The 23126-nt window shown below is 62.8% G+C and carries 21 protein-coding genes, 1 pseudogene and 2 riboswitches; of the genes and pseudogenes, 8 read left to right on the plus strand and 14 right to left on the minus strand.

Annotated features, from left to right (window positions below; genetic code table 11):
* Positions 1-3 precede the first annotated feature (3 nt).
* The 5 genes from IEX27_RS18530 to cbiE are packed head-to-tail and all read right to left on the minus strand — an operon-like array spanning position 4 to position 4508.
* Complete coding sequence (locus IEX27_RS18530; protein WP_188722585.1) at positions 4-1320, minus strand: cobyrinic acid a,c-diamide synthase CobB; 1317 nt, start codon at positions 1318-1320, stop codon at positions 4-6.
* Complete coding sequence (cobA, locus tag IEX27_RS18535; protein ID WP_188722586.1) at positions 1317-2120, minus strand: uroporphyrinogen-III C-methyltransferase; 804 nt, start codon at positions 2118-2120, stop codon at positions 1317-1319. The genes IEX27_RS18530 and cobA overlap by 4 nt, the downstream gene beginning before the upstream one ends.
* Complete coding sequence (cobM, locus tag IEX27_RS18540) at positions 2117-2878, minus strand: precorrin-4 C(11)-methyltransferase (RefSeq protein ID WP_188722587.1); 762 nt, start codon at positions 2876-2878, stop codon at positions 2117-2119. Before cobM ends, cobA begins: the two co-directional genes overlap by 4 nt.
* Complete coding sequence (locus IEX27_RS18545) at positions 2875-3255, minus strand: cobalamin biosynthesis protein (RefSeq protein ID WP_188722588.1); 381 nt, start codon at positions 3253-3255, stop codon at positions 2875-2877. The genes cobM and IEX27_RS18545 overlap by 4 nt, the downstream gene beginning before the upstream one ends.
* Positions 3252-4508: a precorrin-6y C5,15-methyltransferase (decarboxylating) subunit CbiE gene (gene cbiE / locus IEX27_RS18550; RefSeq protein ID WP_244630448.1), complete on the minus strand. Its 1257-nt coding sequence runs from the start codon at positions 4506-4508 to the stop codon at positions 3252-3254. Before cbiE ends, IEX27_RS18545 begins: the two co-directional genes overlap by 4 nt.
* On the opposite strand from cbiE, the gene IEX27_RS18555 reads away from it, so the two are divergent.
* Entirely contained in the window at positions 4495-5265 is a 771-nt protein-coding gene (locus IEX27_RS18555) for a cobalt-precorrin-6A reductase (protein ID WP_188722589.1), read from the plus strand. The genes cbiE and IEX27_RS18555 overlap by 14 nt on opposite strands.
* Here the strand turns inward: IEX27_RS18555 and IEX27_RS18560 are convergent.
* Genes IEX27_RS18560 through IEX27_RS18590 form a run of 7 tightly spaced genes read right to left on the minus strand, consistent with a single transcriptional unit; the run spans position 5229 to position 13339 of the window.
* Entirely contained in the window at positions 5229-5993 is a 765-nt protein-coding gene (locus tag IEX27_RS18560) for a precorrin-3B C(17)-methyltransferase (protein ID WP_188722590.1), read from the minus strand. The two genes, IEX27_RS18555 and IEX27_RS18560, sit on opposite strands and share 37 nt — an antisense overlap.
* Entirely contained in the window at positions 5990-6715 is a 726-nt protein-coding gene (locus tag IEX27_RS18565; protein WP_188722591.1) for a precorrin-2 C(20)-methyltransferase, read from the minus strand. The genes IEX27_RS18560 and IEX27_RS18565 overlap by 4 nt, the downstream gene beginning before the upstream one ends.
* Entirely contained in the window at positions 6712-7344 is a 633-nt protein-coding gene (locus tag IEX27_RS18570) for a precorrin-8X methylmutase (protein ID WP_188722592.1), read from the minus strand. The genes IEX27_RS18565 and IEX27_RS18570 overlap by 4 nt, the downstream gene beginning before the upstream one ends.
* On the minus strand, positions 7341-8510 hold the full coding sequence (gene cobG, locus IEX27_RS18575; protein WP_188722593.1) for a precorrin-3B synthase: 1170 nt from the start codon (positions 8508-8510) through the stop codon (positions 7341-7343). Before cobG ends, IEX27_RS18570 begins: the two co-directional genes overlap by 4 nt.
* On the minus strand, positions 8507-11842 hold the full coding sequence (cobN, locus tag IEX27_RS18580) for a cobaltochelatase subunit CobN (protein WP_188722594.1): 3336 nt from the start codon (positions 11840-11842) through the stop codon (positions 8507-8509). The genes cobG and cobN overlap by 4 nt, the downstream gene beginning before the upstream one ends.
* 13 nt (positions 11843-11855) lie before the next feature.
* Complete coding sequence (gene cobW, locus IEX27_RS18585) at positions 11856-12893, minus strand: cobalamin biosynthesis protein CobW (protein ID WP_188722595.1); 1038 nt, start codon at positions 12891-12893, stop codon at positions 11856-11858.
* Positions 12890-13339, minus strand: coding sequence for a DUF1636 family protein (locus tag IEX27_RS18590; RefSeq protein ID WP_244630449.1), 450 nt, complete (start codon positions 13337-13339; stop codon positions 12890-12892). Before IEX27_RS18590 ends, cobW begins: the two co-directional genes overlap by 4 nt.
* A gap of 36 nt (positions 13340-13375) precedes the next feature.
* A riboswitch (cobalamin riboswitch) is annotated at positions 13376-13577 on the minus strand.
* A gap of 57 nt (positions 13578-13634) precedes the next feature.
* Positions 13635-13830, plus strand: a riboswitch (cobalamin riboswitch).
* Positions 13831-13932: 102 nt separating this feature from the next.
* On the opposite strand from IEX27_RS18590, the gene cobU reads away from it, so the two are divergent.
* The 3 genes from cobU to IEX27_RS18605 are packed head-to-tail and all read left to right on the plus strand — an operon-like array spanning position 13933 to position 16521.
* Positions 13933-14445, plus strand: coding sequence for a bifunctional adenosylcobinamide kinase/adenosylcobinamide-phosphate guanylyltransferase (cobU, locus tag IEX27_RS18595; RefSeq protein ID WP_188722596.1), 513 nt, complete (start codon positions 13933-13935; stop codon positions 14443-14445).
* The gene (cobO, locus tag IEX27_RS18600; RefSeq protein WP_188722597.1) at positions 14442-15056 is read left to right on the plus strand and encodes a cob(I)yrinic acid a,c-diamide adenosyltransferase; all 615 of its coding nucleotides are present in this window, start codon (positions 14442-14444) and stop codon (positions 15054-15056) included. The genes cobU and cobO overlap by 4 nt, the downstream gene beginning before the upstream one ends.
* Position 15057: 1 nt before the next feature.
* The gene (locus IEX27_RS18605) at positions 15058-16521 is read left to right on the plus strand and encodes a cobyric acid synthase (RefSeq protein WP_188722611.1); all 1464 of its coding nucleotides are present in this window, start codon (positions 15058-15060) and stop codon (positions 16519-16521) included.
* On the opposite strand, the gene cbiB is transcribed toward IEX27_RS18605, so the two are convergent.
* Positions 16505-17473 (minus strand): adenosylcobinamide-phosphate synthase CbiB, encoded by a 969-nt coding sequence (gene cbiB, locus IEX27_RS18610; protein ID WP_188722598.1) that lies wholly within the window; start codon positions 17471-17473, stop codon positions 16505-16507. The genes IEX27_RS18605 and cbiB overlap by 17 nt on opposite strands.
* Between cbiB and cobD the strand changes: the two genes are divergently transcribed.
* From cobD to IEX27_RS18630, 4 genes and pseudogenes are all read left to right on the plus strand, one after another.
* Positions 17472-18497 carry a threonine-phosphate decarboxylase CobD gene (gene cobD / locus IEX27_RS18615; RefSeq protein ID WP_188722599.1) on the plus strand — a complete coding sequence of 342 codons (1026 nt, stop codon included), beginning with the start codon at positions 17472-17474 and terminating at the stop codon, positions 18495-18497. The two genes, cbiB and cobD, sit on opposite strands and share 2 nt — an antisense overlap.
* A complete protein-coding gene (locus IEX27_RS18620) occupies positions 18494-19027 on the plus strand; it encodes a tyrosine phosphatase family protein (protein WP_188722600.1) in 534 nt (177 codons plus the stop codon). The genes cobD and IEX27_RS18620 overlap by 4 nt, the downstream gene beginning before the upstream one ends.
* A gap of 71 nt (positions 19028-19098) precedes the next feature.
* Positions 19099-19782 (plus strand): annotated as a pseudogene (locus IEX27_RS18625) (transposase); the annotation flags it as partial.
* Between the two features lie 423 nt (positions 19783-20205).
* Positions 20206-22356: a sensor domain-containing protein gene (locus tag IEX27_RS18630; RefSeq protein WP_188722601.1), complete on the plus strand. Its 2151-nt coding sequence runs from the start codon at positions 20206-20208 to the stop codon at positions 22354-22356.
* Between the two features lie 560 nt (positions 22357-22916).
* On the opposite strand, the gene IEX27_RS18635 is transcribed toward IEX27_RS18630, so the two are convergent.
* Positions 22917-23126: transposase (locus IEX27_RS18635; RefSeq protein WP_188722602.1), on the minus strand; the 210-nt coding region annotated here is incomplete at its 5' end.

Raw genomic sequence — 23126 nt, forward strand, 5'->3', positions numbered from 1 at the left:
CCGTCAGGCCTTCGCAATGGCGTGAAAGAACGTGCCGGTGACGAGCCCGCGCCTTGCACCGGACGGTCCGAGCGCATCGCCTTGCCCGTCGAACAGTTCGGCCAGCGGCTGGTCGGTTCCGGTCGAGATGACGCGCGAATAATGGAACTCGTGGCCGCGCACCGTCTCGCCTGCGCGCCCGATGGGGCTATCGGCAAGCAGCCTTGCCTGCCGATAGCCGAGATTGATGCGTCGCCTGGCATAGCTGGTGGCATGGCTAAGCAAGCCCGTCATGCGATGCGCTGTACCCTCGGCATCTTCCAGCGTTTCGCCGAGAACCATGAACCCGCCGCACTCGCCATGGACCGGCCTGGACGCGGCGAAGCGCGCAAGTCCGTCGCGGAAATGGTCAGCGGCGGCGATACGCCCGGCATGGAGCTCGGGATATCCTCCCGGCAGCCAGCACGCATCGCAACCGGCGTCTGGCGCCTCATCGGCGAGCGGCGAGAACGGGATCAGCGCGCAGCCAGCCTCGCGCCAGTGCTGCTCCACATGCGGATAGACGAAGGAAAATGCTGCATCACGTGCAATCGCAATGCGTTGGCCTGGCGGCGGCAGTGCGGAAGCGGCACCATCTCCGGTCTCAGCGGCCAACGGCCGAGCCATTTCGGCAACCGCATCGAGGTCGATGGCACGTTCCATCGTGTCTGCAAGGCGTTCGATAAAGGCTTCGAGCGCTTCGTGCTCGCTTGCCTGAACAAGGCCCAGATGACGCTCGGGAAGCGCCATGTCGGGATTGCGGTAGACTGCGCCCATCACCGGAATGCCAAGCTGTTTGATTGCCGCGCGCGCCATTCTTTCGTGTCGTTCGCTTGCGACCTGATTGAGCACGATGCCGCCGATCCGCACGTCAGGATCGAAGGTTGCAAAGCCCTTGGCGATGGCTGCCGCCGTTTGCGACTGGCCGGAAATGTCGAGTACCAGAAGCACAGGCAAGCCGAAGGTTCGGGCGAGATCGGAGGCCGCACCGGAGCGGCCTGCTTCGCTCAGAATACCGTCGAACAGCCCCATGGCGCTTTCAACGATCACCAGATCGGCATTTTTGGCTTGCCGTGCGGCAAGGTCTGCCAGAAGCGCTGGCGGCATCGCCCAACTGTCGAGATTGACGCCGGGCGCACCGGTCGCTGCGGCATGAAAGCCCGGATCGATGTAGTCCGGGCCGGATTTCGCACCGCGCACAGCCAGACCTTTTCGCGCAAAGGCGCGCAGAAGCCCGATCGTCACGCTGGTCTTGCCCGAGCCCGAGCGGGCTGCACCGACGATGAAGCCGCGCGCGCTCATGACGCCTCCCCCAGTTGGAGAATGCTGGCGAGTTCCGCGCGCCTGGCGACGATCTCACCGACCACGATCAGCGCCGGGGCAGCCACGCGCTCGACTTCCGCGCGGGCGACGATGCTGCCGAGATCGGCAACCAGGACCCGTTCGTCGGCGGTGCTGGCCGCAACGAGGATCGCGGCCGGCGTCTCGCTCGCAAGGCCACCGGATATCAACGCGGCGACGATGGTGGGCAGGTTTCGCAAACCCATATAGATCACCATCGGCTGGCCGGTTTGTGCGAGTGCGCGCCAGTCGAGATCGTCATCGCTTCCCGCCGCATGGCCGGTGGCGAGGATGATCGCCTTGTTGACGCCGCGCATGGTGGCGGGAATGCTCGCTTGGGAAAGCGCACCCAGGCCCGAGGTGATGCCGGGAAGAAAGCGGAACGGAACGCCGACGCGGGCCAGCGCAAAGGCTTCCTCGCCGCCACGCCCGAATATGTTGGGGTCTCCGCCCTTCAGGCGCAGGACGCGTTTTCCCTGGCGGGCGAGCTTGATGATCAGGGCGTTGATCGCCTCCTGGCTCACCGAGGGCTGGCCAGCCCTCTTGCCGACGAAATGGCGTTCGCCGCTGCCTGCCTCCAGCACGGCGGGATCTACCAGCGCATCGTAGACGATCGCATCCGCTGCGCCGAGCGCGGCTATGACGGCAAGGGTCAGGCAGCCGAGACCGCCCGGTCCCGCACCGGCGAGCCAGACATGGCCGGGTTCGAAGGTCTCGCCCTCGAAGTCGAGGCGCCCGATGATATCGGTCAGTTGCGTCATTCTCCGCGTCCTCGGAACCGGCGTTGATATGTGGGATCATAAAGCGCGCTTTCGCGGGCGAGCTCCGCGCTGAGGCCACGACCCACAAACACGATCGCAGTGCGCTCGATGGGTGTGGCGGCGATCATGCCCTCGATCGTTCCAAGCGTGCCGCGCAGCACGCATTCGTCCGGCCAGGACGCGCGCGCGACGATGGCAACAGGGCAATCCGCACCGTAGAGTGGCGTCAGTTCGGTAACGATGCGGTCCAGAGCATGAACGGCGAGATGGATGGCAAGCGTAGCGCCGGTTGCGCCGAAGCCCGACAGCGTTTCGCGTTCCGGCATTTTCGAAGCGCGGCCGGAAACGCGCGTCAGCACGAGGCTTTGCGCCACTTCGGGGATCGTCAGTTCGCGCCCGAGCGTTGCGGCGGCGGCGGCGAAAGCGGGCACGCCGGGCGTCAGCGTATAGGGAATGCCGATCCGGTCGAGCCGCCGCATCTGCTCGGCCACCGCGCTCCATACGGAAAGATCGCCGGAGTGCAGCCGCGCAACGTCGAGGCCTTGCTCATGGGCAAGACGATATTCGGCTTCGATTTCGTCAAGCGAGAGTGGCGCGGTATCGACGATACGAGCGCCCGTGGGGCAGTAGTCAAGCAGTTCGGCCGGCACGATCGACCCGGCATAGAGGCAGACGGGGCAGCGCGCAATTAAGTCGCGCCCTCGCACGGTGATGAGGTCGGCTGCCCCGGGGCCGGCTCCGATGAAATGAACGGTCATGAACCCTCTTTGCAAATGGCTATGGCACAAGTGACGTTTCCGATGACGAGCCGAGGCCCGAGAAGAATTCCATTGCGGCCCACTGCGGCGATTGCTGCCGCTTCGCTTGCGCAGGCGAGGCCCGTCGCATCGAGCGAGGCCGACGAATGCGTCAGCGTTTCGGCCTGCTGGAGGTCTTCTGCCGACGGAACGGTGAGCGGCAGGCTCAGCAGGCGCGCAGCCTCTTGCAACGCAGGCTCTTGCGCCCGGATCGGGATCGTTGCCAATGCGCCGAGCGCCGAGCCCACCAGCCCGTGTTCAGCCAATGCAGCGGTGAGTGCAGCGAGCACTTCGTGAACCGGCACGCCGGAGCGGCATCCCAGACCTGCGACCTTCATGGCTTCACCCAGGCCCATTGCGTGACCGGCATAGCGGGACGCCATCCGCTCATAGTGCCGACGGGTTCCGCACTGGCGATGGAAATGCGGGTAAGACGTCCGCCGAGCCTCCCATGAAGGCCGAGAAGCATGGCCTCCATCTCCAGCGTCACGGCATTGGCGACAAGCCGCCCGCCCGGACGCAGGGCTTCCAGGGCGAAATCAACGATTCCGTCGCGGCTTCCTCCGCCGCCGATGAAGATCGCGTCCGGCATCTGCAATCCTTCGCAGGCGCCGGGTGCCGCTCCCTCCACGATGCGCAGGGAGGGAATGCCGAAGCGTGCAGCATTCTCGCGGATGCGGGCGATGCGCGCCGCATTCCTTTCAATGGCGATGGCGCGCATGGAGGGATGCGACAGCATCCACTCGATGGCGATGGAGCCGGAGCCCGCGCCGATGTCCCACAGCAATTCGCCACGCCTGGGTGCCAGCGCAGAAAGCGTTACGGCACGGATTTCACGCTTGGTGATCTGCCCGTCATGCAAAAACAGCGCGTCGTCCAGTCCGAAGCCCAGCGGCAGGATACGCGCGTCGGGGGCGACACGCACGTCGACCGTGACGACGTTCAGCTCGCCGAAGCGTTGGCTCGCCAGCTCGCTGGCCGCACAGGCTACCACCTGCTCGTTCCCGCCGCCCAGCGATTCCAGCACGTTGATATGCGAGTTGGCGAAGCCGTCAGCGACAAGCAATCGTGCGATGGAGGCAGGCGAGGAGCCATCGGACGTGAGGGCAATGATGCGCCTGCCGGGGTGCAGGAGCGGACGGATACGCTCTATCGGCTGACCGTGAAGCGAAATCGTTTCCACTTCATTCAGAGCCCAGCCAAGGCGGGCAGCGGCGAGGCTGAAGGTGGAAGGCGCCGGAAGCACGATCATCTCGGACGGATCGACATGGCGAGCAAGCGTCGTGCCCACACCGAAATGAAACGGATCGCCAGAAGCAAGCACGCAGACCTTGAGGCCGCGCTCGGCCAGCACGGCTTTCATCGCGGTATCGAAGGGAGACGGCCATGGCACGGCCCTGCCGGTGATTGTGCTCGCGGCGTGATGCAGATGCCGGTGCCCGCCGAAGACCACGTCGGCTTCGGCGATAAGCCGGCATGCGGTTTCGCCGAGACCAGACAGGCCATCCTCGCCGATGCCGACGACGGCAAGCCATTTCTTCGTTGAAAAGCCAGCGTGGCTGTCGCTAGAAACCATAATGACCTGCAACATCCTGATTCTCGGCGGTACGGCGGATGCGCGCCAATTGGCAGAGCAGCTTGCCGACATGCCGGGCCTTTCCACGACCGTATCGCTTGCCGGGCGAACGGCCCGTCCCCGCCAATTGCCGGGGCAGGTGCGGGTAGGGGGCTTCGGCGGCGCTGAAGGGCTCGCACGATATCTCGTAGAACATCGCATCGACATTCTGGTGGATGCGACACATCCATTCGCCGCAGGGATCTCGACCAATGCGGTTGCAGCCGCCGAGCGCGCGAGCGTTCCTCTTGTCACCCTGACACGACCCCAGTGGGAGCGGGTGGCTGGCGATCGCTGGCTGGACGCGCGCGGTGTCGCCCATGCGGCAAGCTTGCTTGGCAGCGAACCTTCGACGGTGTTCCTCGCCATCGGCCGGCAGGAGGTCGCGCCTTTCACGGATTATGCCCGGCATCGCTACATCGTTCGCAGCGTCGATCCGGTTCCGGCGGACGAATTGCCCTCCGGCTCGACGGTCATTCTCGATCGCGGCCCGTTCGACATGGAAGCTGAAAAGCGCCTGTTCGAAACCCATGGCGTTGATGTCGTCGTTTCCAAAAACTCCGGCGGTTCGGCGACCTACGGCAAGATCGCCGCCGCGCGTGCGCTTCAACTGCCGGTCGTCATGATCGCGCGTCCACCCCACATTTCGTTGGGCAAACCGGCCGTAAATGTCGAGGCTGCCATGCTGCGTATTCGTCATCTTGCCGGGCTCCCGATCGAGCGGGGCGAATAGACAAGCGGCACATGCCCTTCGCGTTCGATGATGCGCGTTTCGGCCGATCCGATGATCACACAGGTCGCCATGTCGGCCATCGCGGCCTGAGCTTCGCGGAGAGGCGCGACCAGCATCTGCTCGTCCGGCCTGCCTGCGGCGCGGCCGAACATGATCGGAGTGGCCGGTGGCAGAAGCTTGGCAACGATTTCGAAGGCGCGGCCCAGTTGCCAGGGCCGTGCGCGGCTAATCGGATTATAGAGCGCGATGACGAAGCCCGCCGTCACAGCCGCTTTCAATCGCGCCTCAATGACATCCCACGGCTTCAGATTATCGGACAGCGACATGGCGCAAAAATCATGGCCGAGTGGCGCGCCGAGCCGGGCGGCAACGGCAAGCATGGCCGTAATGCCCGGCACGATCTCGATGTTGATGCTGCGCCATTCCGGCCTGCCATGCTGCACCGCCTCGCAGACCGCCGCTGCCATGGCGAACACGCCGGGATCGCCGCCGGAGACGACCGCGACAGTCCGGCCCGTGAGCGCGAGGTCGAGAGCTGCACTCGCACGCGCGAGTTCCTCGCGATTGTCGGAGGCGTGCCGCGTCTGGTCCTCGCGGAGGTTAAGGCGGTCGAGATAGGGCTTGTAGCCGAAGAAGTCGCTTGCCTCGCTAATGGCGGCCAGTGCCTGCGGCGTGGTCTGATCCGGATTCCCGGGGCCTGTTCCGATGACGAACAGCTTGCCGCTCATGGCCGCGACCTCCAGCCGGGAACGAGCACAAGGGAGAAATACGGTGCGCGATCATCCGTTTTTTCGGCAAGCGGCATGGCCCGGCCGCCATCCATCGTCCCGCGCTCGACATAGATCGCAGTGTCGAGCTTTCCGGCCAAGGTGAGCGCGGCGCGGATTTTCGGCAGGTTGCGGCCGACTTTCATGATCACCGCGGCGTCTGCTGCGCGCAGGCGTTTGGCAAGATCGTCCTCGTCCAGCGTTCCGGGCAGAACGGAGAGCACGTCGTCGCCCTGCACCAGGGGCAGGCCGGCTTGCGACCAGCAGCCAGACATCGCGGTAATGCCGGGAATGACGTCCGTAGGATAACGATTGGCCAACCGCACATGCAGGTGCATGTAGGACCCATAGAAGAGCGGATCGCCTTCGGACAGCACCGCAACTGTCCGGTTCTCGTCGAGCAGGCGGGCAATGGCAAGTGCCGAGGCGTCATAGAAACCGGTAATGGCGGAAGTATAATAGCGGTGCTTGCGATGGATCTCAGTCGTTACCGGATAGAGCAGCGGAAACTCGGCTGCGCCGCGCGTCAGATGCGTGGCGACGACGCGTCGGGCATTGCTCTCATTGCCAGCCTTGGCGAAATAGGCCACAACATCGGCCTCGTTCAGTGCGCGCACCGCCTTGAGGGTCAGGAGTTCGGGGTCGCCGGGGCCTGTGCCGACGCCGATCAGTCGCCCGCTCAAAGTCCGGCCCTCGCCAATGCGTTGACGGCTGCTGCCGTCATGGCGCTGCCGCCGAGCCGCCCGCGCACGATGGCAAAGGGGATTCCGAGATCCGAGGCGGCGAGGGCGTCCTTCGATTCAGCCGCGCCGACGAAGCCCACTGGCATGCCGATGATGGCAGCGGGGCGAGGGGCACCGTCACCTAGCATATCGAGCAGGTGAAAAAGCGCGGTCGGTGCATTGCCAATAGCCACAATGGCACCTTCGAGCCTGTCGCGCCAGAGTTCCAGCGCTGCTGCCGAGCGGGTGTTGCCGAGTGTCACGGCAAGGTCGGGCGTGCGTGGATCACGCAGGGTGCAGATGACGTCGTTCCGCGCAGGCAGGCGAGCTTGCGTCACGCCACGCGCAACCATCTCTGCGTCGCAGAGGATCGGTGCTCCAGCCTTCAGGGCGGCTCGGCCTGCTTCGACGAAATCGCGCGAAAAGACGAAATGGCGGCTCGCTTCAACCAGCCCGCAGGCGTGGATCATGCGCACGGCGATGTCCGCCTCGGCCTTCGAAAAAACCGACAGATCGGCCTCGGCGCGGATGATCGCGAAGGAGCGCTCGTAGATCGCGGTTCCGTCCTTGATGTAGTCTTGAGTGGTCATGCGGATTCCCGTTGAACGAAATAGCGATTGCCGAGCGCGATGAGCGCGGCGCGCAAATCCGGCGGGGCCTCGCCTTCGAGAACACAGCCATTGGGCGTTCCCGTAAGCGTGACAGCCGGTGCGGACGGGCGGGCACAGCCCTTGGCGCAGCCGGAAAGATGCACGAGGTGGCGCGGCTTGATATGCGATGCGAGTTCGGCTGCAAGCGAGCGCGTGGCAACCCAGGCCGAGCGGCACGCCGGTGCCCCCGCGCAAGCAACGATGGAAAGGCGCCGATCGTCCGCCCGCGTGACAAAGCCGAGGCGCGCGACAAGACTGTCGAAAGTCGCTTCCTGTTCTTTCGCAAGGCCTGTGACGATCAACCCGCCACCCGGCGCGAGCCGGATTGCCGCAGTTTGGTTCAGCGCGCGCGCAAATTTGCAAAGTCCTGTGCTGTCGATCTGGCCGAAAGCCAAGGCGAAACCGCGTGCCGAAGATCCGTCCTTGAGCGGGAATATCCCGACCGGCGAGGGTTGGTTGGAGCAAAGTGGTGTGGAGGAAAGAAGATGTTCAACGGGGAGATCGCGTGCTCGTGCCGTGCGGCTACGCTCCGCCAGTTGCTGCAAGATGTTCAGTGTGGTGTCTACGACCTTGGTCGCATCCAGCACGGCCAGCACCCGCGCGGTCGCGGCGTTGCCGCCGATGGCGACCTGCCAGCCGTCGTGAACAGCGGTCAGCTTCACGTCGGCGAGCAGCGCTCCGAGATGCAGGCGGCCGCCGCCGTCGACTGTTACGGTAACCTTTGGGCCCAGCAGAGCCGACAGCGGCGTGGCGCGGGCGCGTATTTCTGCGGCCAGAGGTCGAGGATCGGCGATCTCCTGCGCATCGATCCCGCCCAGCGGACCGGTTTCGACTGGAACGCCTGACGTAACGGAAATATCGAGCGTCGAAATTTCGTCGGCAAAAGGTTCAGTCGATTCAGACGACAGGCCACGAATTTGCAGATTGCCGCGTCGCGTTACTTCCAGCAATCCGCTGCCATGGCGCTGCGCGGCCTCCGCAATGCCCGCAAGCTGGCGGGGCGAAAGCTGGCCGGAAGCCGGAGCAAGTCGCACCAGCAGCCCGTCGCCGGTTTCCATGGGTGCCGAAATGGAAGGGCACGCGCCCCGACGCAAAGAGGCAGTCATGCCGCGTCCTCCAGCGCACGCGCCTCGGCGATCAACTCCGCGAGATCGGAGTCGATGGAATTGCGCAAAGGATGCCAGAGGCCGCGACGCCGCGCGTCCGTGAAACGTTGAGCGATGGCGCGTGCCGCGGCGGGGTTCTGGTCGAGCAGGAATGCACGCACTGCCGCATCGCCCAAATATGCGTCATGGACGGCTTCGATCAGTGTCGGCGAAATGGAGGCGGTTGTCTCGGCAAAGCCGACGAGGCGGTCCACCGTTTCGGCAAATTCGCTCGCGCCGCGCGGGCCGTGCCGCATCTGACCGGCAATGAAGCGCGGATTGATCGCACGGACGCGTACGGTGCGCGTTACCGCTTCGATAAGCGAGCGTGCCCGAGGCTTTTCCGGGTCCGTCGTATCAAGGACGACCAGATCGGCCGATTTGCCGAGAGCGGCAAGCGCGGCTGAAAACCCGCCGATAAAGGCGACGTCTGCCGAGCCTTCGAGAATGTCGCGCCCGGCATCGTCGCCGGTATGAATGAGGAGATCGGCATCGGCTACGCGCGCTGCAAAGGCGTCTGCGGCCATTTTACCTTCGCCTTCCGCACCGCCATAGGCGAAGGATGCAGTGTCCAGATAGATCGTACCCAGTGCAGCGCGATCGCTCCAGTCGCCGATTGCGAGCCTTTCCTCGATACCGGAACCGAACGTGCCGGGGGCCGAGCCGAAGATGCGTGCCGGGCGGCGCTTGTCCTTGCGGGCGGTGGCGGCAAGGGGATTGTCCTCGTCGGCTTCATCCCGTGCGGCAACGGCTGCGACGGCCGTGTCGAGCAGCGCGATCTGCGTAGGAAACATGTCGCGGAAGAGGCCGGAAATACGCCAGGTCACATCGATGCGCGGACGGCCTATCGCAGCAGGCGGCAGAACCTCGATCCCGGTCACGCGCCCGGTGGCGTGATCCCATTGCGGGCGGCATCCCATCAGGGCAAGCCCTTGCGCAATCTCCTCGCCGCCGGTCCTGAGCGATGCGCTTCCCCACAGATCCATCACCAGCGCGCGGGGCCATTCGCCATGCTCCTGGCAGTAGGTGCGTACCACCTCATCAGCGGCAGCCTTGCCGAGCGCGAAAGCCGTCGGCGTCGGCAGCGTACGCGGATCTGAGGTAAAGAGATTGCGTCCGGTCGGCAGCACGTCGGTTCGCCCTCGCGACGGGGCTCCGGAAGGACCTGCCTTTATGTGGCGGCCATCCAGCGCGTTGATCAGCGCATGCTTCTCGGCCCGTGCCGATTGCAGGCGCATGTCTTCATCGCCCTCGTTCGCGCGACCATAGACATGAAGCCCGTCCTTGATGGCGAAATCCTTCACGTCGCACAGCCATGCGTCGATGCGGGTGAGGGCGGACATTTCGTCGTCTGCGTCGGTAACACCGGCTTCCTGGCTGAGGCCGGTTCGTGCCGCGGAGTCCACGATCAGCTTCGCCAGGCGCTCGCGGCGGCGGCTGTCGAGCCCTTCGGCCTGTGCGTATTCGTCGACCAGGCGCTCCAGCTGCTGCTGGCCCATGCTCAGCCCGGCACCGACGAGGGGTGGCGTCAGATGGCCGAGCGTGACAGCGCCGATGCGGCGCTTTGCCTGCGCAGCCTCGCCGGGATTGGAAACGATAAACGGATAGATGACCGGCAGGGTGCCCGCGACGATTTCGGGAAAGCAATCGCGGGAAAGAGCCACCGTCTTGCCGGGCAGCCATTCCAGCGTCCCATGCGCACCGGCATGGATCAGCGCGTGACAGCCGAGCGTTTGCCGCAGCCAGGCGCCGAAGGCGATGAGAGCATGGCGGGGCGCGAGTGCCGGATCATGATAGTCGGAACGGCGGTCGGCGGAGCGGCCACGGTCGGGCGCTAATGTCACCGTGACATTGCCGAATTGCAGCGCGCGGAAGGCGAAGGCGCCTTCTATAGCTTCGTTGGCCGGGTCGCCCCATGTGGCAACGACGTCCTGGCGGGCTTTTTCGGGCAGCGTGGCGAAACACGTCCTGTAGCGGTCAAGCGTCAGGTGCGCATGCTCGCGCTCCAGCCTGCGCATCAGGTCGCGCGGCGTGGCCGGTATTCCCTCGACGCGGTAGCCCGCGTCCTCAAGGTCGTGCAGCATCGCCAGCACGCTTGCCGGAACATCGAGGCCGACGGCATAGCCTGTCCTGCCGGTTGCGGCGGGATAATCCGGGATCAGGATCGCGATGCGGCGTTCGCTCCGCGGTGTTTGCGAAAGCTTGATGAAGCTTGCGATGCGCTTGGCTACCCGGTCCACCCGGTCGGGTTCGGCGCGGTTGACCTGTGCGGCTGCGGCGGCAGTATCCCCGCCCGAATCCTTGAACGAGATCGCGCCCGCCAGGATGCGCCCATCGAGTTCGGGCAGCACCACATGCATGGCAAGGTCTGCCGGAGCAAGGCCGCGTTGCCCATCGATCCAGGCGGTCCGGCGCGTCGTGGCCGTTACGACCTGAAAGACAGGCAGACCGAAACGATCGAACGGAGTGTCCCCGCCCGGTTCCGCCATCGAGGCAAAAGCGGTGGCAGTGATGAGGGCGGCAGGCTTGAGGCTTTCGACGATCTTCGAGATCAGCTCGAGGGGTTCATTCTCGCGCAGGCTCGACACGAAGACCGGAACCGCCGTCAGCCCTCTTGTCTCCAGCGCGTCCACCAGCGCGTCGATCGGTTCCACGTCAGCTGCGAGAAGCATGGAGCGGTAGAACAGGATCGGCAAGAACGGCGCGTGCGCGATACCAAAATCCGCTATTTCGGCAATGCCTTTGCCCGGCTTGTAGAGCCCGGCCTTCGCCAGCGGTTTCGGCCCGCCTGCATCGATCTCGCGTCCGGCAAGCCGTGCGAGCCGGCGGATTGCAACCTGCATGTTTTCCGGTCCGCCTTGCCGGAAACAGTCGAGCAGAATGGCCCGCTCGGTGGGATCCACGTTCGAAAGCCGCGCCAGGCGCTCGTCGTCCTGGCGGCATTCGCCGGGCAGCAGAACCAGCCGTGCCCCGGTCCTGCGGGCCATGGCTGCAAGCTGGTCGCAGCCATAGCGCCACCAGTCATAGCCGCCCAGAACGCGGACGAGAATGACTTTCGCATGTGCCGCCGCGCCGTCGATCCAGAGGTCCACGGACATCGGATGACGCAGTTCGCGCAAGGGCGCAAAACGCATCTCGGGAAGCGCGTCCGCCTGCGCTGTCCATGCGGCACGCAGCGCCGAAAGGTCGCTGTCGGTGAAGGAAAGCGCCACCATGTCCGCCGGAGTCTGGGCGAGATCGACGGGCTCGATCAGGTCGTCCAGAGAAGCGGAACTGGTGGCGAGGATATGCATCGGCGTTCCAGGATCAGGCGTTGAGCAGCGTTTCGATCGCGGTACGGTCGATGCCCTTCAGGCCGATGACCACAAGACGCGTTGCGCGTTCCTCACCGGCATTCCATGCCCGATCGTAGTAATGCGTGACGCGCGGACCAACGCCCTGGATGAGAAGGCGCATCGGCTTCCCAGACACGTCGGCAAAGCCCTTTACGCGCAGCACGTTCTCGGCTTCGGCCGCGTTCCGCACCCTTTGCGCCAGCTCGTCCGGATCGGTGATTGCCGGAAGCTCGACGACGAAGGTGTCGAAATCATCATGCTCGTGGTCGAAAGCGTTGTCGTGATGCGTCTTGCGGTTTTCGATGTCGTCTTCAACCGCAAGGCCGAGGCCCAGCAGGACGGAAGGATCGACCCGGCCGTCGCTCGCCGGAACGATCTTGACGGCGCGAGGCAGGTGTTCGGCCACAACCGCCCGTGCGCGTTCACGGCCTGAATCGTCGAGAAGGTCGCTTTTCGACAGGATGATTAGGTCGGCGCAGGCAACCTGATCCTCGAACACTTCCTCGATCGGATCGTCGTGGTCGAGCGAATCATCGGCCGCGCGCTGGTCGGCGAGCGCATCATGGTCGCTGGCGACGCGACCCTCGGCCAGAGCTGGACCGTCGACGACCGCAACCACTCCGTCCACCGTCACACGTCCCTTGATGGCCGGCCACTGGAAAGCCTGGATGAGCGGCTTCGGCAGCGCGAGGCCGGAGGTCTCGATCAGGATGTGGTCGACCCTGTTCTCAAGCGCGAGGATCTGGTCCAGCGCAGGGACGAAATCGTCGGCGACGGTGCAGCAGATGCAACCATTGGCCAGCTCGACGATATTCTCGCCGGGACAGGTCTCGATGCCGCAATTCTTGAGAATCTCGCCGTCGATGCCGACATCGCCGAACTCGTTGACGATGATGGCGAGGCGCTTGTCCTTCGATTGTTCGAGGATGTTGCGGATCAGCGTTGTCTTGCCCGCGCCGAGAAATCCGGTGACGACGGTGCAGGGAACGCGGGTGGCAGAAGCGGTCATGGCAGGTCCTTCAGGCTGTCGAAAGTGGGAATGCGTGCGATAAGTCCGCGCTTAAGCGCTTCGGGGCGTTCGCGAAAAGGCATGAAACCGTCATTGGAAGCGGCGAACACTTTGGCGCCGCTGACAAGGTCATCCGCATTGCCGGGGTTCAGGCCGCCAAACACGTATGACCAGGAGCCCTTGCGCAGGATCGCAGCCGAAAGCCCCCGTTTGCAATTGCCGAGACAACCGACGGACAGAACGTTGACCCCTGCCTCAGCCCCGGCAGCGATCACGTTCTGCGCCAGAACTAAGCCCGGACGCGGATCGAGGTGGGGTTCGGATTGCAGACGGCACGTATTGCACACGAGAATCGTAACTTCGGCGAGCGGATCGATGGGCTTGCCCGACGATGCTTGATCGCAGATATCATCCCTGCGGGACGGTGATGAAGAGCCGTAAGCCACCAGTTGCTCCTTGTCCGGGACACCCGCCAGACGATGAGGATTTTTTTCGCGACGGCAGGTCTCCTGGCTTGCGGATCGTAACGTTCTGGCCGCCTTCCCAGGCATGAAGCCCAGTGGCGTATGGCCGGCACTTTCCGCTTACAGTTGCGGGAACAGCTACGGGGTTGCCTCGCGGCGCACCGTATTCCCTCTTAGCTCCTCTCTGGAGAGAGAGGAGACCGTCGCGGCGCATTTAGTCTCCTGGGATAGACCCTGTCAATGTGCGGCAAGCGGACTTGCGAGTTCGCCGTTATGAGGTATTGTCGCCCAAGCCGGTTCCCGAGAGGGACTTGAGGGAACGCTGTTCGGATTTCGCCGTCCCAAGCAGCGGCTGCCCCCGCAACTGTAGGCGAAGAGCCTGCCCCTTTTGCCACTGGAGCTTTGCTCTGGGAAGGCGGGGCGCAAGGTGTCGACTCGCAAGCCAGGAGACCTGCCGGCAATGTTGATGAGATTCTATGTCCTCGGGGCGAGGGCGAAGGGAAGGTCATGATTGCATCGCCGATTTTGCGGCACGGAAGCACCCGCGCCCACGCTCGTTTTTGCGGAACCGCAGCATGAGCGCATCCCATCTGTCCTTCGTGCTGGGCGGAGCGCGTTCAGGCAAAAGCCGCCATGCCGAAAGCATAATAACGGCATATCCCGCCCCCTGGAGCTATATCGCCACCGCACAGGCGCTCGACGGTGAAATGCAAGAGCGAATCGCCGAGCATCGCGCGCGCCGCGATGACGGCTGGGAAACGCTCGACGTTCCGTTCGAGCTTGCCGGTGCATTGTCATCCGTGGAAACCGGTCGGCCCGTGCTGATCGACTGCCTGACGCTCTGGCTGACCAACGTCATGCTTGCCGACCGCGACGTCGAAGCGGAGATCCGAGGACTGGCGGAGGTGCTCGCGTCTCCCCGCGGGCCGTGGGTGGTCGTCGCCAACGAGGTGGGCCTGGGCATCGTTCCAGACAACGCGCTCGCGCGGGCATTTCGCGACCATGCGGGACGCCTCAACCAGACAGTTGCCGCAGCGGCCGATAGCGTGATCCTGACAGTTGCCGGCCTACCGATGAGAGTGAAATGAAACAGATCGATCCAGAAACCGCCCGCCGTCACAAGACCAAGATGGAGCGCCGCAAGGCCGTACAGGACGCCGAGGTGGCGGAAAAAACGGTCGAGAAAGGGCTGCTCATCGTCAATACGGGACCGGGCAAGGGCAAGTCCACCGCGGCGTTCGGATTGGCGTTGCGCATGCTGGGTTATGGAAAGCGTGTCGGTATCGTTCAGTTCATCAAGGGCGCATGGCATGCGGGCGAAAAGCACGCGCTCGCCGTGTTTGGCGACAAGGTCGCCTGGTACGCCATGGGCGAGGGCTTCACCTGGGAGACGCAGGATCTCACCCGCGATATCGCGGCGGCGGAACGAGCATGGGCCAAAGCCCGCGAACTGATGGCGGATCCTTCCTTCGGTCTTGTGATCCTCGATGAGCTCAATATTGCCCTGCGCTACGATTATCTGAACCTCGACGAGGTTGTGCGCGATCTTGCCACGCGCCGGGACGACCTGCATGTGGTCGTAACCGGGCGCAATGCCAAGCCTGCACTGATCGAGGCAGCCGACCTCGTCACCGAGATGGGAGCGGTCAAGCACCACTTTACCGCCGGTGTGAAGGCTCAGAAGGGCATTGAATTCTGAGATGACGGCGCGGGCGCTGATGTTCCAGGGGACCGGCTCGGATGTGGGCAAGTCACTGATCGTGGCGGGCCTTGCCCGCGCCTTGACCAATCGCGGCTATCGCATCCGGCCTTTCAAGCCGCAAAACATGTCGAACAATGCGGCGGTTGCGGTGGATGGCGGTGAAATCGGGCGGGCGCAGGCATTGCAGGCGCGGGCCGCACGGATTGCGCCCTCGGTTCATATGAATCCGGTGCTTTTGAAGCCCCAAAGCATGGTGGGCGCGCAGATCGTCGTGCAGGGCAAGGTTGCGGCAAGCGCCGATGCAGCCCGTTATCAGGATGTGAAAAGGACGCTGATGCCGCGTGTTCTGGAGAGTTTCGAAAGGCTCTCAGCGGAAGCGGATTTCGTCCTGGTCGAAGGTGCTGGAAGTGCTTCGGAAATCAATCTGCGGGCAAACGACATCGCCAATATGGGCTTTGCGCGCGCGGCGAATGTGCCGGTGGTGGTGATCGGCGATATCGATCGCGGCGGCATCATCGCCAGCCTGGTGGGCACTGCCCATGTGATCGACCCCGGCGATGCCGCCATGATCTGCGGTTTCATCGTCAACCGGTTTCGCGGCGACCCGGCGCTTTTCAAACGCGGTATGGAGGAAATCGCCCGACGCACCGGCTGGAGCCCTTTCGGCCTCGTACCGCATCTGCCGGCCGCAGCGCGCCTGCCTGCCGAGGATGCGCTGGCCCTGATGGGCAAGGATGCGCGGCGCGGCAAGAACGGGCCCATCCGCATCGCGGTGCCGATGCTGCCGCATATCGCGAATTTCGATGATCTCGATCCTCTGGAGGCGGAACCGGAGGTGGAACTGTTGCGCGTCTGGCCGGGAACGGCTCTGCCGGGCGATGCCGCTCTGGTGCTTCTGCCCGGTTCGAAATCAACCATCGCCGACCTCACCGCATTGCGCGAGGCTGGCTTCGACATCGATCTTGCCGCTCACGTCAGGCGTGGGGGCCATGTGCTCGGCCTTTGCGGCGGCTACCAGATGCTGGGCCGGGTCGTCTCCGATCCCGAAGGCGTGGAGGGCGCGGCTGGATCGGTCCCGGGCCTCGGCCTGCTCGATGTCGCGACAACGCTTTCGAAGGAAAAACGCGTCGCGACGGTGGCGGGCACGAGCTTCGACAACGTGCCGTTCGATGGCTATGAGATTCATATGGGCGAGACGACAGGGCCGGATTGCGCGCGGCGCTTCGCGCAGATCGACGGTTCACGCACAGATGGCGCGATCTCGGCCAACGGGCGCGTCATAGGCACCTATCTCCACGGCCTTTTCGCCAATGACCATCAGCGTTCAGCCTGGCTGAAGCGGCTCGGGGGCACGGCATCGGCTCTCGATTACGAGGCGGGTGTGGAAGAAGCGCTGGATGCGCTGGCAGTCCATCTTGAGGCTCATCTCGACGTCGATGCGCTGATCAGCCATGCAGCATGATCGCCGCCGCTGCCAGGCCGAGGGCGATGATCAGCAACGCGTCAGCAACGCGGAACAACGCCAGCGCGCGGCGTATATCGGCGGCATGCGCCTCGCGCCGTCCGCCGGATCCCATCTCGGCATCATCCACCAGCACGCCTCCATAGGAACGGGGGCCAGCCAGCGCCAATCCGAGCGCGCCGGCCATTGCCGCTTCCGGCCAACCCGCATTGGGCGAGCGATGTTCGCCCGAATCGCGCCTGAGCGCGCGCCACGCGGCACCGGCCGAGGCGTCGCGCACGAATGGGCAGGCGCCAATGATGAGCAGCGCGCTCAGCCGCGACGCAGGCAGGTTGACGAGATCGTCGAAGCGAGCCGCAGCCCAGCCGAATGCCTCATGGCGCGGGGTGCGGTGTCCGATCATGCTGTCTGCCGTGTTGACGGCTTTGTAAGCGGCTGCACCCGGCAGGCCGGCGACGGCGAGCCAAAAAGCCGGTGCGACGATGCCGTCGGAGAAGTTTTCGGCAAGGCTTTCGATCGCCGCACGGGCGACGGCTGCTTCATCGAGGGTGTGAGGATCGCGCCCGACGATTTGCGAAACGGCCATTCGCCCGGCCTTGAGGCCGTCGGTCTCCAATGCCTCTGCGACGGCATTCACGTGGGCAAAGAGGCTGCGCTGGGCGATGAGCGACGAGGAGACCAGCGCGGTGGCGACCAGCCCCGCGCCGGTGCCAAGCAGGCTCTGGATACTCCAACCGACGCCTGCGGCAACCGTGATCAGAATCACCAGCGTGACAATTCCGGCCATGCGGCGCAGCGGCGCGGAAGAGTTTGGCTTGTTAAGGTTCCGGTCAAGCGTGGTGATCACGCGGCCGATCCATGTCACCGGGTGCCCGACCAGCTGGAAAAGGCGGTCCGGATAGCCAATGACCGCCTCGATCGCGAGCGTTAGAAAGGCAAACAGAACGGACATGAAACGAGAAGAACTCCCCGCAGAGGTGGGCGATCATGGCGGCAGCTTGACGCGGGCCCGTCGTCTCTTCCCCGATGTGACGGTGCCGTGGCTGGATCTCTCCACCGGCATCAACCCGCACTCCTATCCACTCCCCGAATTGCCCGCAACCGCATTTTCGACTCTGCCCGAAACAGAGCGGCTGGACGAACTGCGTAGGGCAGCGGCCGACTTCTATGATGCGCGTTCCGCCGAATTGGTGGTTGCCGCGCCCGGCACACAGATCCTTCTGCCGCAGGTGATGCAACTCGTTGCCCCCGGAAAAGCGGTGGTGCTGTCACCCACCTATGCCGAGCATGCGCGGACCGCGCGGCTGGCGGGCCACTGTGTAACGGAGGCATCTGATTTCGAGATGCTGACAGGGGCCGACCTTGCGGTCGTCGTCAATCCGAACAATCCCGATGGGCGGGTCGCTCCCCGGCCGGCGCTTCTAGCGCTCGCTGACCGTCTTGCGGTCAAAGGCGGTCTGCTCATCGTCGATGAAGCCTTCATGGAAGTTGGACCGGTGGCCGAAAGCGTTGCGGGAGATGCCGGACACCCCGGCCTCGTTGTGTTGCGTTCCTTTGGTAAATTCTTTGGCCTCGCCGGACTTCGCCTGGGTTTTGCGCTTGCCGGGCGTGAGATGGTCAGACGGGTCTCAACCCGACTCGGACCGTGGGCCGTCTCCGGGCCGGCGTTGGAGATCGGCATTGCAGCGCTTGGCGATCGAACGTGGCAAGCTGCCATGCGCGCGCAGCTCGAAAGCGAGACGGCACAACTCAACGCGCTTCTGGCACGCCATGGGCTCGATGCAATCGGAGGGACGTTGCTTTATCGATTCGTGCGGGCCGCCAACGCAGATGAGATCTTCGATGCTCTTGGCCGCGCGGGCATTCTCGTGCGCAATTTCGAGGTACAGCCCGATGCTCTCCGTTTCGGGTTGCCAGGCGGGGAAGCGGGGTTTGCCCGACTTGATGCAGCACTTGCGGGACTTACCGGGCAATGATCCATGTCACTCCGTTACCGCATCTTGCCGAGACGCTGCGCGAGAGCCGAGCTATGCATTTAATCGCGATTTCTTCCCCGGGAAAAGAATTGGGACGACCAGCGCAAATTGCGGAAAGCGGCTGGCTGTTTCTCTCCATGAACGATATCGTAGATGAGCGCGAACGGCTTGTTGCGCCCTCGCATTCCCATGTCGGGGCCGTGATCGATTTCGCGCGAAATTGGGACAGGCAGGCTCCGCTGATCGTCAGTTGCTATGCGGGCATCAGCCGTTCTACGGCGGTCGCATATATCGTTACCTGCCTTCTTCAGCCGGAACAGGGTGAACTGGACCTTGCGCAAACATTGCGCCGGCTTTCGCCTAGCGCGACACCCAATCCGCGCATCGTGGCCCTGGCGGACGAGATGATGGGAAGACAAGGCCGCATGATCGCCGCCATTCGCAGCATAGGCCGCGGCCGCGAAGCCTTTAGTGGCAAGCCCTTTACCTTTGATCTTCAGGATCGAGAGATTCAACCGCCAGCCTGTTGATTGCCACTGAGAACATCCAGGCCGGTCAATATCCCCTGTGTTATCGACTAACTCCGTTGAACTGTCCCATCTTTCGTGAGGTGCGCGTAAGGGGTTCGATAGCATGCCCACCCGACCGCTTGTTGCCGCTCGCAATCGCCTAGTCCGAATCATGACCGAGCTCTTGACCCAGATCCACGGGGTCATGAAAACGTTCAGACTGATCGTCCCGCTGCCAAAGGTGCTACGTTCGAAAAGAATGTTCGAGATCTTCTCGAAGGGCAGTCTGAGTTACCAGCCATGCTAAAGGCCTGGCGCGGCATTCGCTCTCGTGCCGCCGAACTGGGACGCAAACTTGTCGCGGGCACGCGAAAGTCAGGCGTGCCGTCTTCTGATGTCGATCCCTGGTGTCGGCATGATCACCGCAACTTCCTTCGCCATCGCTATTGAGGACCCAGCCAACTTTAAGTCCTCAACATCCGTTGGCGCATGGGTCGGGCTGACGGTCCGGCGCTATCAGTCGAGAGAGGTTGATTGCTACGGACATATATGCGAACGGGAATAGTCACTTGCTTGGGCTTCTGTATGAAGCCGCAACGGTGATCCTGACGCGCTCCTCGCGCGAAGGCGCTCTGCGCACCTGGGGTCTGCAACTTCGAGAGAGGATCGGCTTCAAGAGAGCCGCAGTGGCAGTGGCGTGCAAACTGGTGGCCGTGATGCACACGATGCTGAAAACTGGCGAGTTCTTCAACCAAAATCCAGCAATCGCAGCATAGAACGCCATAGCGTTCGAAAACCGAGCGCTTGGGTGTCCCTGCCGGGACGTCAAGCCGAGCCATTCCGTTGATGGGGTTGCACTGCCAAACAGGCAAAATGCGTCGTCCACATTAAAGGCTCGCGCCGCGAAGCTCCATCATGCGGCGGCCTGTCCCGACCGCGATGACATCCCTGCACCCGGAAGCGCCATAAAGCCGACCTACTTGACGAAGGAGTTGCGATCAGGCAGCCCCATCAGGCTTATGTCTAACCAGTATCGACAAGTTGAATTGCTGACCGGTGATGTTCGCCGTAGGCGGTGGATAGCCGAGCCGCAGCGGATGTATGCTAAATATGTATATGATAGCAATTTGTGCGGTTTATTTCCGACGCATTTACACTCATTATTCTATATTTCCTTGAGGGGAGACTAATGACAGAAAATGACAGAAAACGGTGTGGACTATGCGGCTATCTTCGATGCAGGGCCGACTCCAGCTGCGATCCTCGACGTAGAATTGACGTTTCGCGCATGCAACGCGGCCTATGAGGCGGTCTGTCACCGCTCGCGCGCGGAGCTAATAGGACGGTCGATATTCGATGTTTTTCCAGGTGGCGACGAAGCTCAGAAGGATATTCTCCAAGATTCCTTCCGCCGAGTCCTGAAGACAGGTGAGCCGCATCATATCACGAGCACCTGCTACGATATCATCATTCCTGATGGGAAGACACTCTCACGCCACTGGACAGCATCCAACGTCCCGTTGTTCTCCCCGGGCGGTGAGCTGAGCGGTATCTTGCACTGCCCCCTCGACACGACAGAGCTTGTGCGCGCCAATGCTTTTCTGTCCGCCGATACAGATGATGATGGCGAGAACGCAATCGCGGTCCGGGCATCGCAGACCGCCTTAAGCTCAGAGGGAGCGCGGCTTCAGCAGCTCTTTCATCAAGCGCCTGGGTTCATCTGCGTGCTTGAAGGGCCCCGTCATATCTATGAACTAGCCAACGACGCCTACTATCAACTGGTAGGGCATCGCGAGATCATCGGCCACCCTTTGGCGGAAGTTCTATCGGAAGTCGTCTTCCAAGGCTTTTTGGAAAAGCTCGACAAGGTCTATCAGACCGGAGAGCCCTTCATCGGTCGCGCTATGCCTATCCAACTGCAGCGGGTGGAGGGAGCACCTCTCGAACAAAGGTATATCGACCTTATCTATCAGCCGATATTCCACGAGGATCATGAAGTTACGGGCATCTTCGTTCAAGGCAACGACGTTACCGAGGCGTACACCCTCGCACAGGAAGTTGCGTTTCAGGCAGCACATGATGCCTTGACGGGACTCTACAATCGTCGGGAATTTGAAAGGCGCACTTTACAGATCGATACACCAGCGCCCCATGCTCTTCTTTACATGGACATCGACCATTTCAAGATCATCAATGATCGCTGTGGTCATGCAGCGGGAGACGGTCTTCTCAAGGAAGTGGCGAGGGTCCTGTCGCAGATTGCTGGCGACGGAGCGTTTCTTGCGAGGCTGGGCGGCGACGAGTTCGCGCTCCTGATGCCCGCATGCTCTAGCGAGGAGGCGGTAGCTCACGCTCACCGCTTACGAGGGGCTGTCAAAGCGATCAGCTTTGTCTGGAAGAACAAGCGTTATGGCGTGACGCTCAGCGTCGGTGTGGCGATGTTCTCGGAGAAGGAAGGGAGCTCTTTCCAGGACGCATTGGGACTTGCTGATGCGGCCTGCTTCCTTGCCAAGGAGTTTGGCCGGGACAAAGTCAAGCTTGCCTGGCCGTCGGATGAGGACATCGGGCGGCAGCTTACAGAGATGGACAATGTTACACGTCTCCAGGAAGCTATTCGCGACGATAGAATCGTCCTCTACGGACAACGCATTGTTGATATTGTTGAACCGACAGTTTCGGCAGTTCGCTATTTCGAGATCCTAAGCAGCCTGCAAGATGCAGAGGGAAGAATCATTCCTCCGTCCGGCTTCATCCCGGCCGCTGAGCGTTTCGGCATGATCGAGGCGCTCGATCGCCATGTCGTAGCCAAAGCCTTCGCACATTTTGCCGGACTTCCTGAAGAGATCCGCGGCTTTGTGGGGTATTTCATCAATCTCTCGGGGATCACGCTGGGCTCACTCAGCTTCCATTCCTTCATCGAAGGATTGTTGGCGGAGTTTCCGAGCATCAATGCAGCGCAAATATGCTTCGAGGTCACTGAGACCGGTGCGATCTCCGATGTCAGTCGAAGCGCGGAGTCAATGAAGATGCTATCTTTGCATGGCTTTCGCTTTGCACTCGACGATTTTGGAAGCGGGATGGCATCATTCGCCTATCTTCAGCAGCTCCCCGTCCAGTTCGTCAAGATCGACGGCGCGTTTGTCAAGGCCATGCTGGAAGACCCTTCCAGTAGCATCATCGTGGAGTCGGTCGTCAGGTTAGCAAACTGCATGGGGATAAAAACCATTGCCGAATCCGTTGAAACCCCTGAACTTCTAGCTGCGCTGCAGCCTATAGGTGCCCATTATGCACAAGGTTTCGAGTTGCATATGCCGGAGCAGCTCGACAGCATGGTGCACGGGATTCAATAAACTTTCCCGCCCTCACCGTAGGTGAAGCTCAAATCCGGGCCGTGGCTTCAGCAGAATGACTTGGCATTGCTGCCCGAGGGCGGATGGCTGCTGATTGGAAATAAAGACCCACGTTACCGCGGGGGTTGACTGTCCTGACAGAGTCGCTGGAGCGGTATCTCTTCGGAAGGTGTTCTAGTTCGATCGGCAATATCCTCATCTTCCTCGGGATCAGTGAGGACCACGAGACGCGTCGCACGAAAAGCCGCGACGACCTGGCCAAGCTCGGAACGAACGCAAACGGTGATGGTTAGGTGCATGGCCGTTACCGCATCCGCGGACCAAATGAACGATCTCTCTGACACTCACGTTCAAGACGTTCCTGCTGCATCCGGCGACTCAACCAGTCGACGACCAGAGATAGACGAAGCCCCGGTGCCATAGGGAGTGGAGTAAGAAGCGCTGGTGCGCTTCTCAGACCGCTGACAAACCCGCCGATTTTTTTGGCGGGTTTTTCGTTGGAGCGGGAAGGCGTCGCTGCGGGCGTTGACGCAGAGAAGATGAAGAAGGAGCCCGCGGCCTCACGCCCCGGCCATGTGTGGTTTCCGGGTGAGTGCCAGGGCGATCTTCTTCATGTTCTGGCTGGCGGCTGCCAGCAGGCATAGCCACGTTACCTTCATGAGGCCGCGGAACCGCGCATAACGGTGCCCGTGCAGCTGTTTGGCATCCGCAAACGAGCGCTCCACCGTCTCCTTGCGCCGCTTGTAGATCGCCTTGCCCCACGGCGTCTT

It is taken from the genome of Nitratireductor aestuarii (genome assembly GCF_014641695.1).
In the GTDB taxonomy this organism is placed as follows: Bacteria; Pseudomonadota; Alphaproteobacteria; order Rhizobiales; family Rhizobiaceae; genus Chelativorans; species Chelativorans aestuarii.

What these genes read in the sequence shown, in the direction of transcription:
- IEX27_RS18530 (WP_188722585.1), bottom strand. Translation starts at nt 1,320, where the DNA reads ATGAGCGCGCGCGGCTTCATCGTCGGTGCAGCCCGCTCGGGCTCGGGC.
- cobA (WP_188722586.1), bottom strand. Translation starts at nt 2,120, where the DNA reads ATGACGCAACTGACCGATATCATCGGGCGCCTCGACTTCGAGGGCGAG.
- cobM (WP_188722587.1), bottom strand. Translation starts at nt 2,878, where the DNA reads ATGACCGTTCATTTCATCGGAGCCGGCCCCGGGGCAGCCGACCTCATC.
- IEX27_RS18545 (WP_188722588.1), bottom strand. Translation starts at nt 3,255, where the DNA reads ATGAAGGTCGCAGGTCTGGGATGCCGCTCCGGCGTGCCGGTTCACGAA.
- IEX27_RS18555 (WP_188722589.1), top strand. Translation starts at nt 4,495, where the DNA reads ATGACCTGCAACATCCTGATTCTCGGCGGTACGGCGGATGCGCGCCAA.
- cbiE (WP_244630448.1), bottom strand. Translation starts at nt 4,508, where the DNA reads ATGTTGCAGGTCATTATGGTTTCTAGCGACAGCCACGCTGGCTTTTCA.
- IEX27_RS18560 (WP_188722590.1), bottom strand. Translation starts at nt 5,993, where the DNA reads ATGAGCGGCAAGCTGTTCGTCATCGGAACAGGCCCCGGGAATCCGGAT.
- IEX27_RS18570 (WP_188722592.1), bottom strand. Translation starts at nt 7,344, where the DNA reads ATGACCACTCAAGACTACATCAAGGACGGAACCGCGATCTACGAGCGC.
- cobG (WP_188722593.1), bottom strand. Translation starts at nt 8,510, where the DNA reads ATGACTGCCTCTTTGCGTCGGGGCGCGTGCCCTTCCATTTCGGCACCC.
- cobN (WP_188722594.1), bottom strand. Translation starts at nt 11,842, where the DNA reads ATGCATATCCTCGCCACCAGTTCCGCTTCTCTGGACGACCTGATCGAG.
- cobW (WP_188722595.1), bottom strand. Translation starts at nt 12,893, where the DNA reads ATGACCGCTTCTGCCACCCGCGTTCCCTGCACCGTCGTCACCGGATTT.
- cobU (WP_188722596.1), top strand. Translation starts at nt 13,933, where the DNA reads ATGAGCGCATCCCATCTGTCCTTCGTGCTGGGCGGAGCGCGTTCAGGC.
- cobO (WP_188722597.1), top strand. Translation starts at nt 14,442, where the DNA reads ATGAAACAGATCGATCCAGAAACCGCCCGCCGTCACAAGACCAAGATG.
- IEX27_RS18605 (WP_188722611.1), top strand. Translation starts at nt 15,058, where the DNA reads ATGACGGCGCGGGCGCTGATGTTCCAGGGGACCGGCTCGGATGTGGGC.
- cobD (WP_188722599.1), top strand. Translation starts at nt 17,472, where the DNA reads ATGAAACGAGAAGAACTCCCCGCAGAGGTGGGCGATCATGGCGGCAGC.
- cbiB (WP_188722598.1), bottom strand. Translation starts at nt 17,473, where the DNA reads ATGTCCGTTCTGTTTGCCTTTCTAACGCTCGCGATCGAGGCGGTCATT.
- IEX27_RS18620 (WP_188722600.1), top strand. Translation starts at nt 18,494, where the DNA reads ATGATCCATGTCACTCCGTTACCGCATCTTGCCGAGACGCTGCGCGAG.
- IEX27_RS18630 (WP_188722601.1), top strand. Translation starts at nt 20,206, where the DNA reads ATGACAGAAAACGGTGTGGACTATGCGGCTATCTTCGATGCAGGGCCG.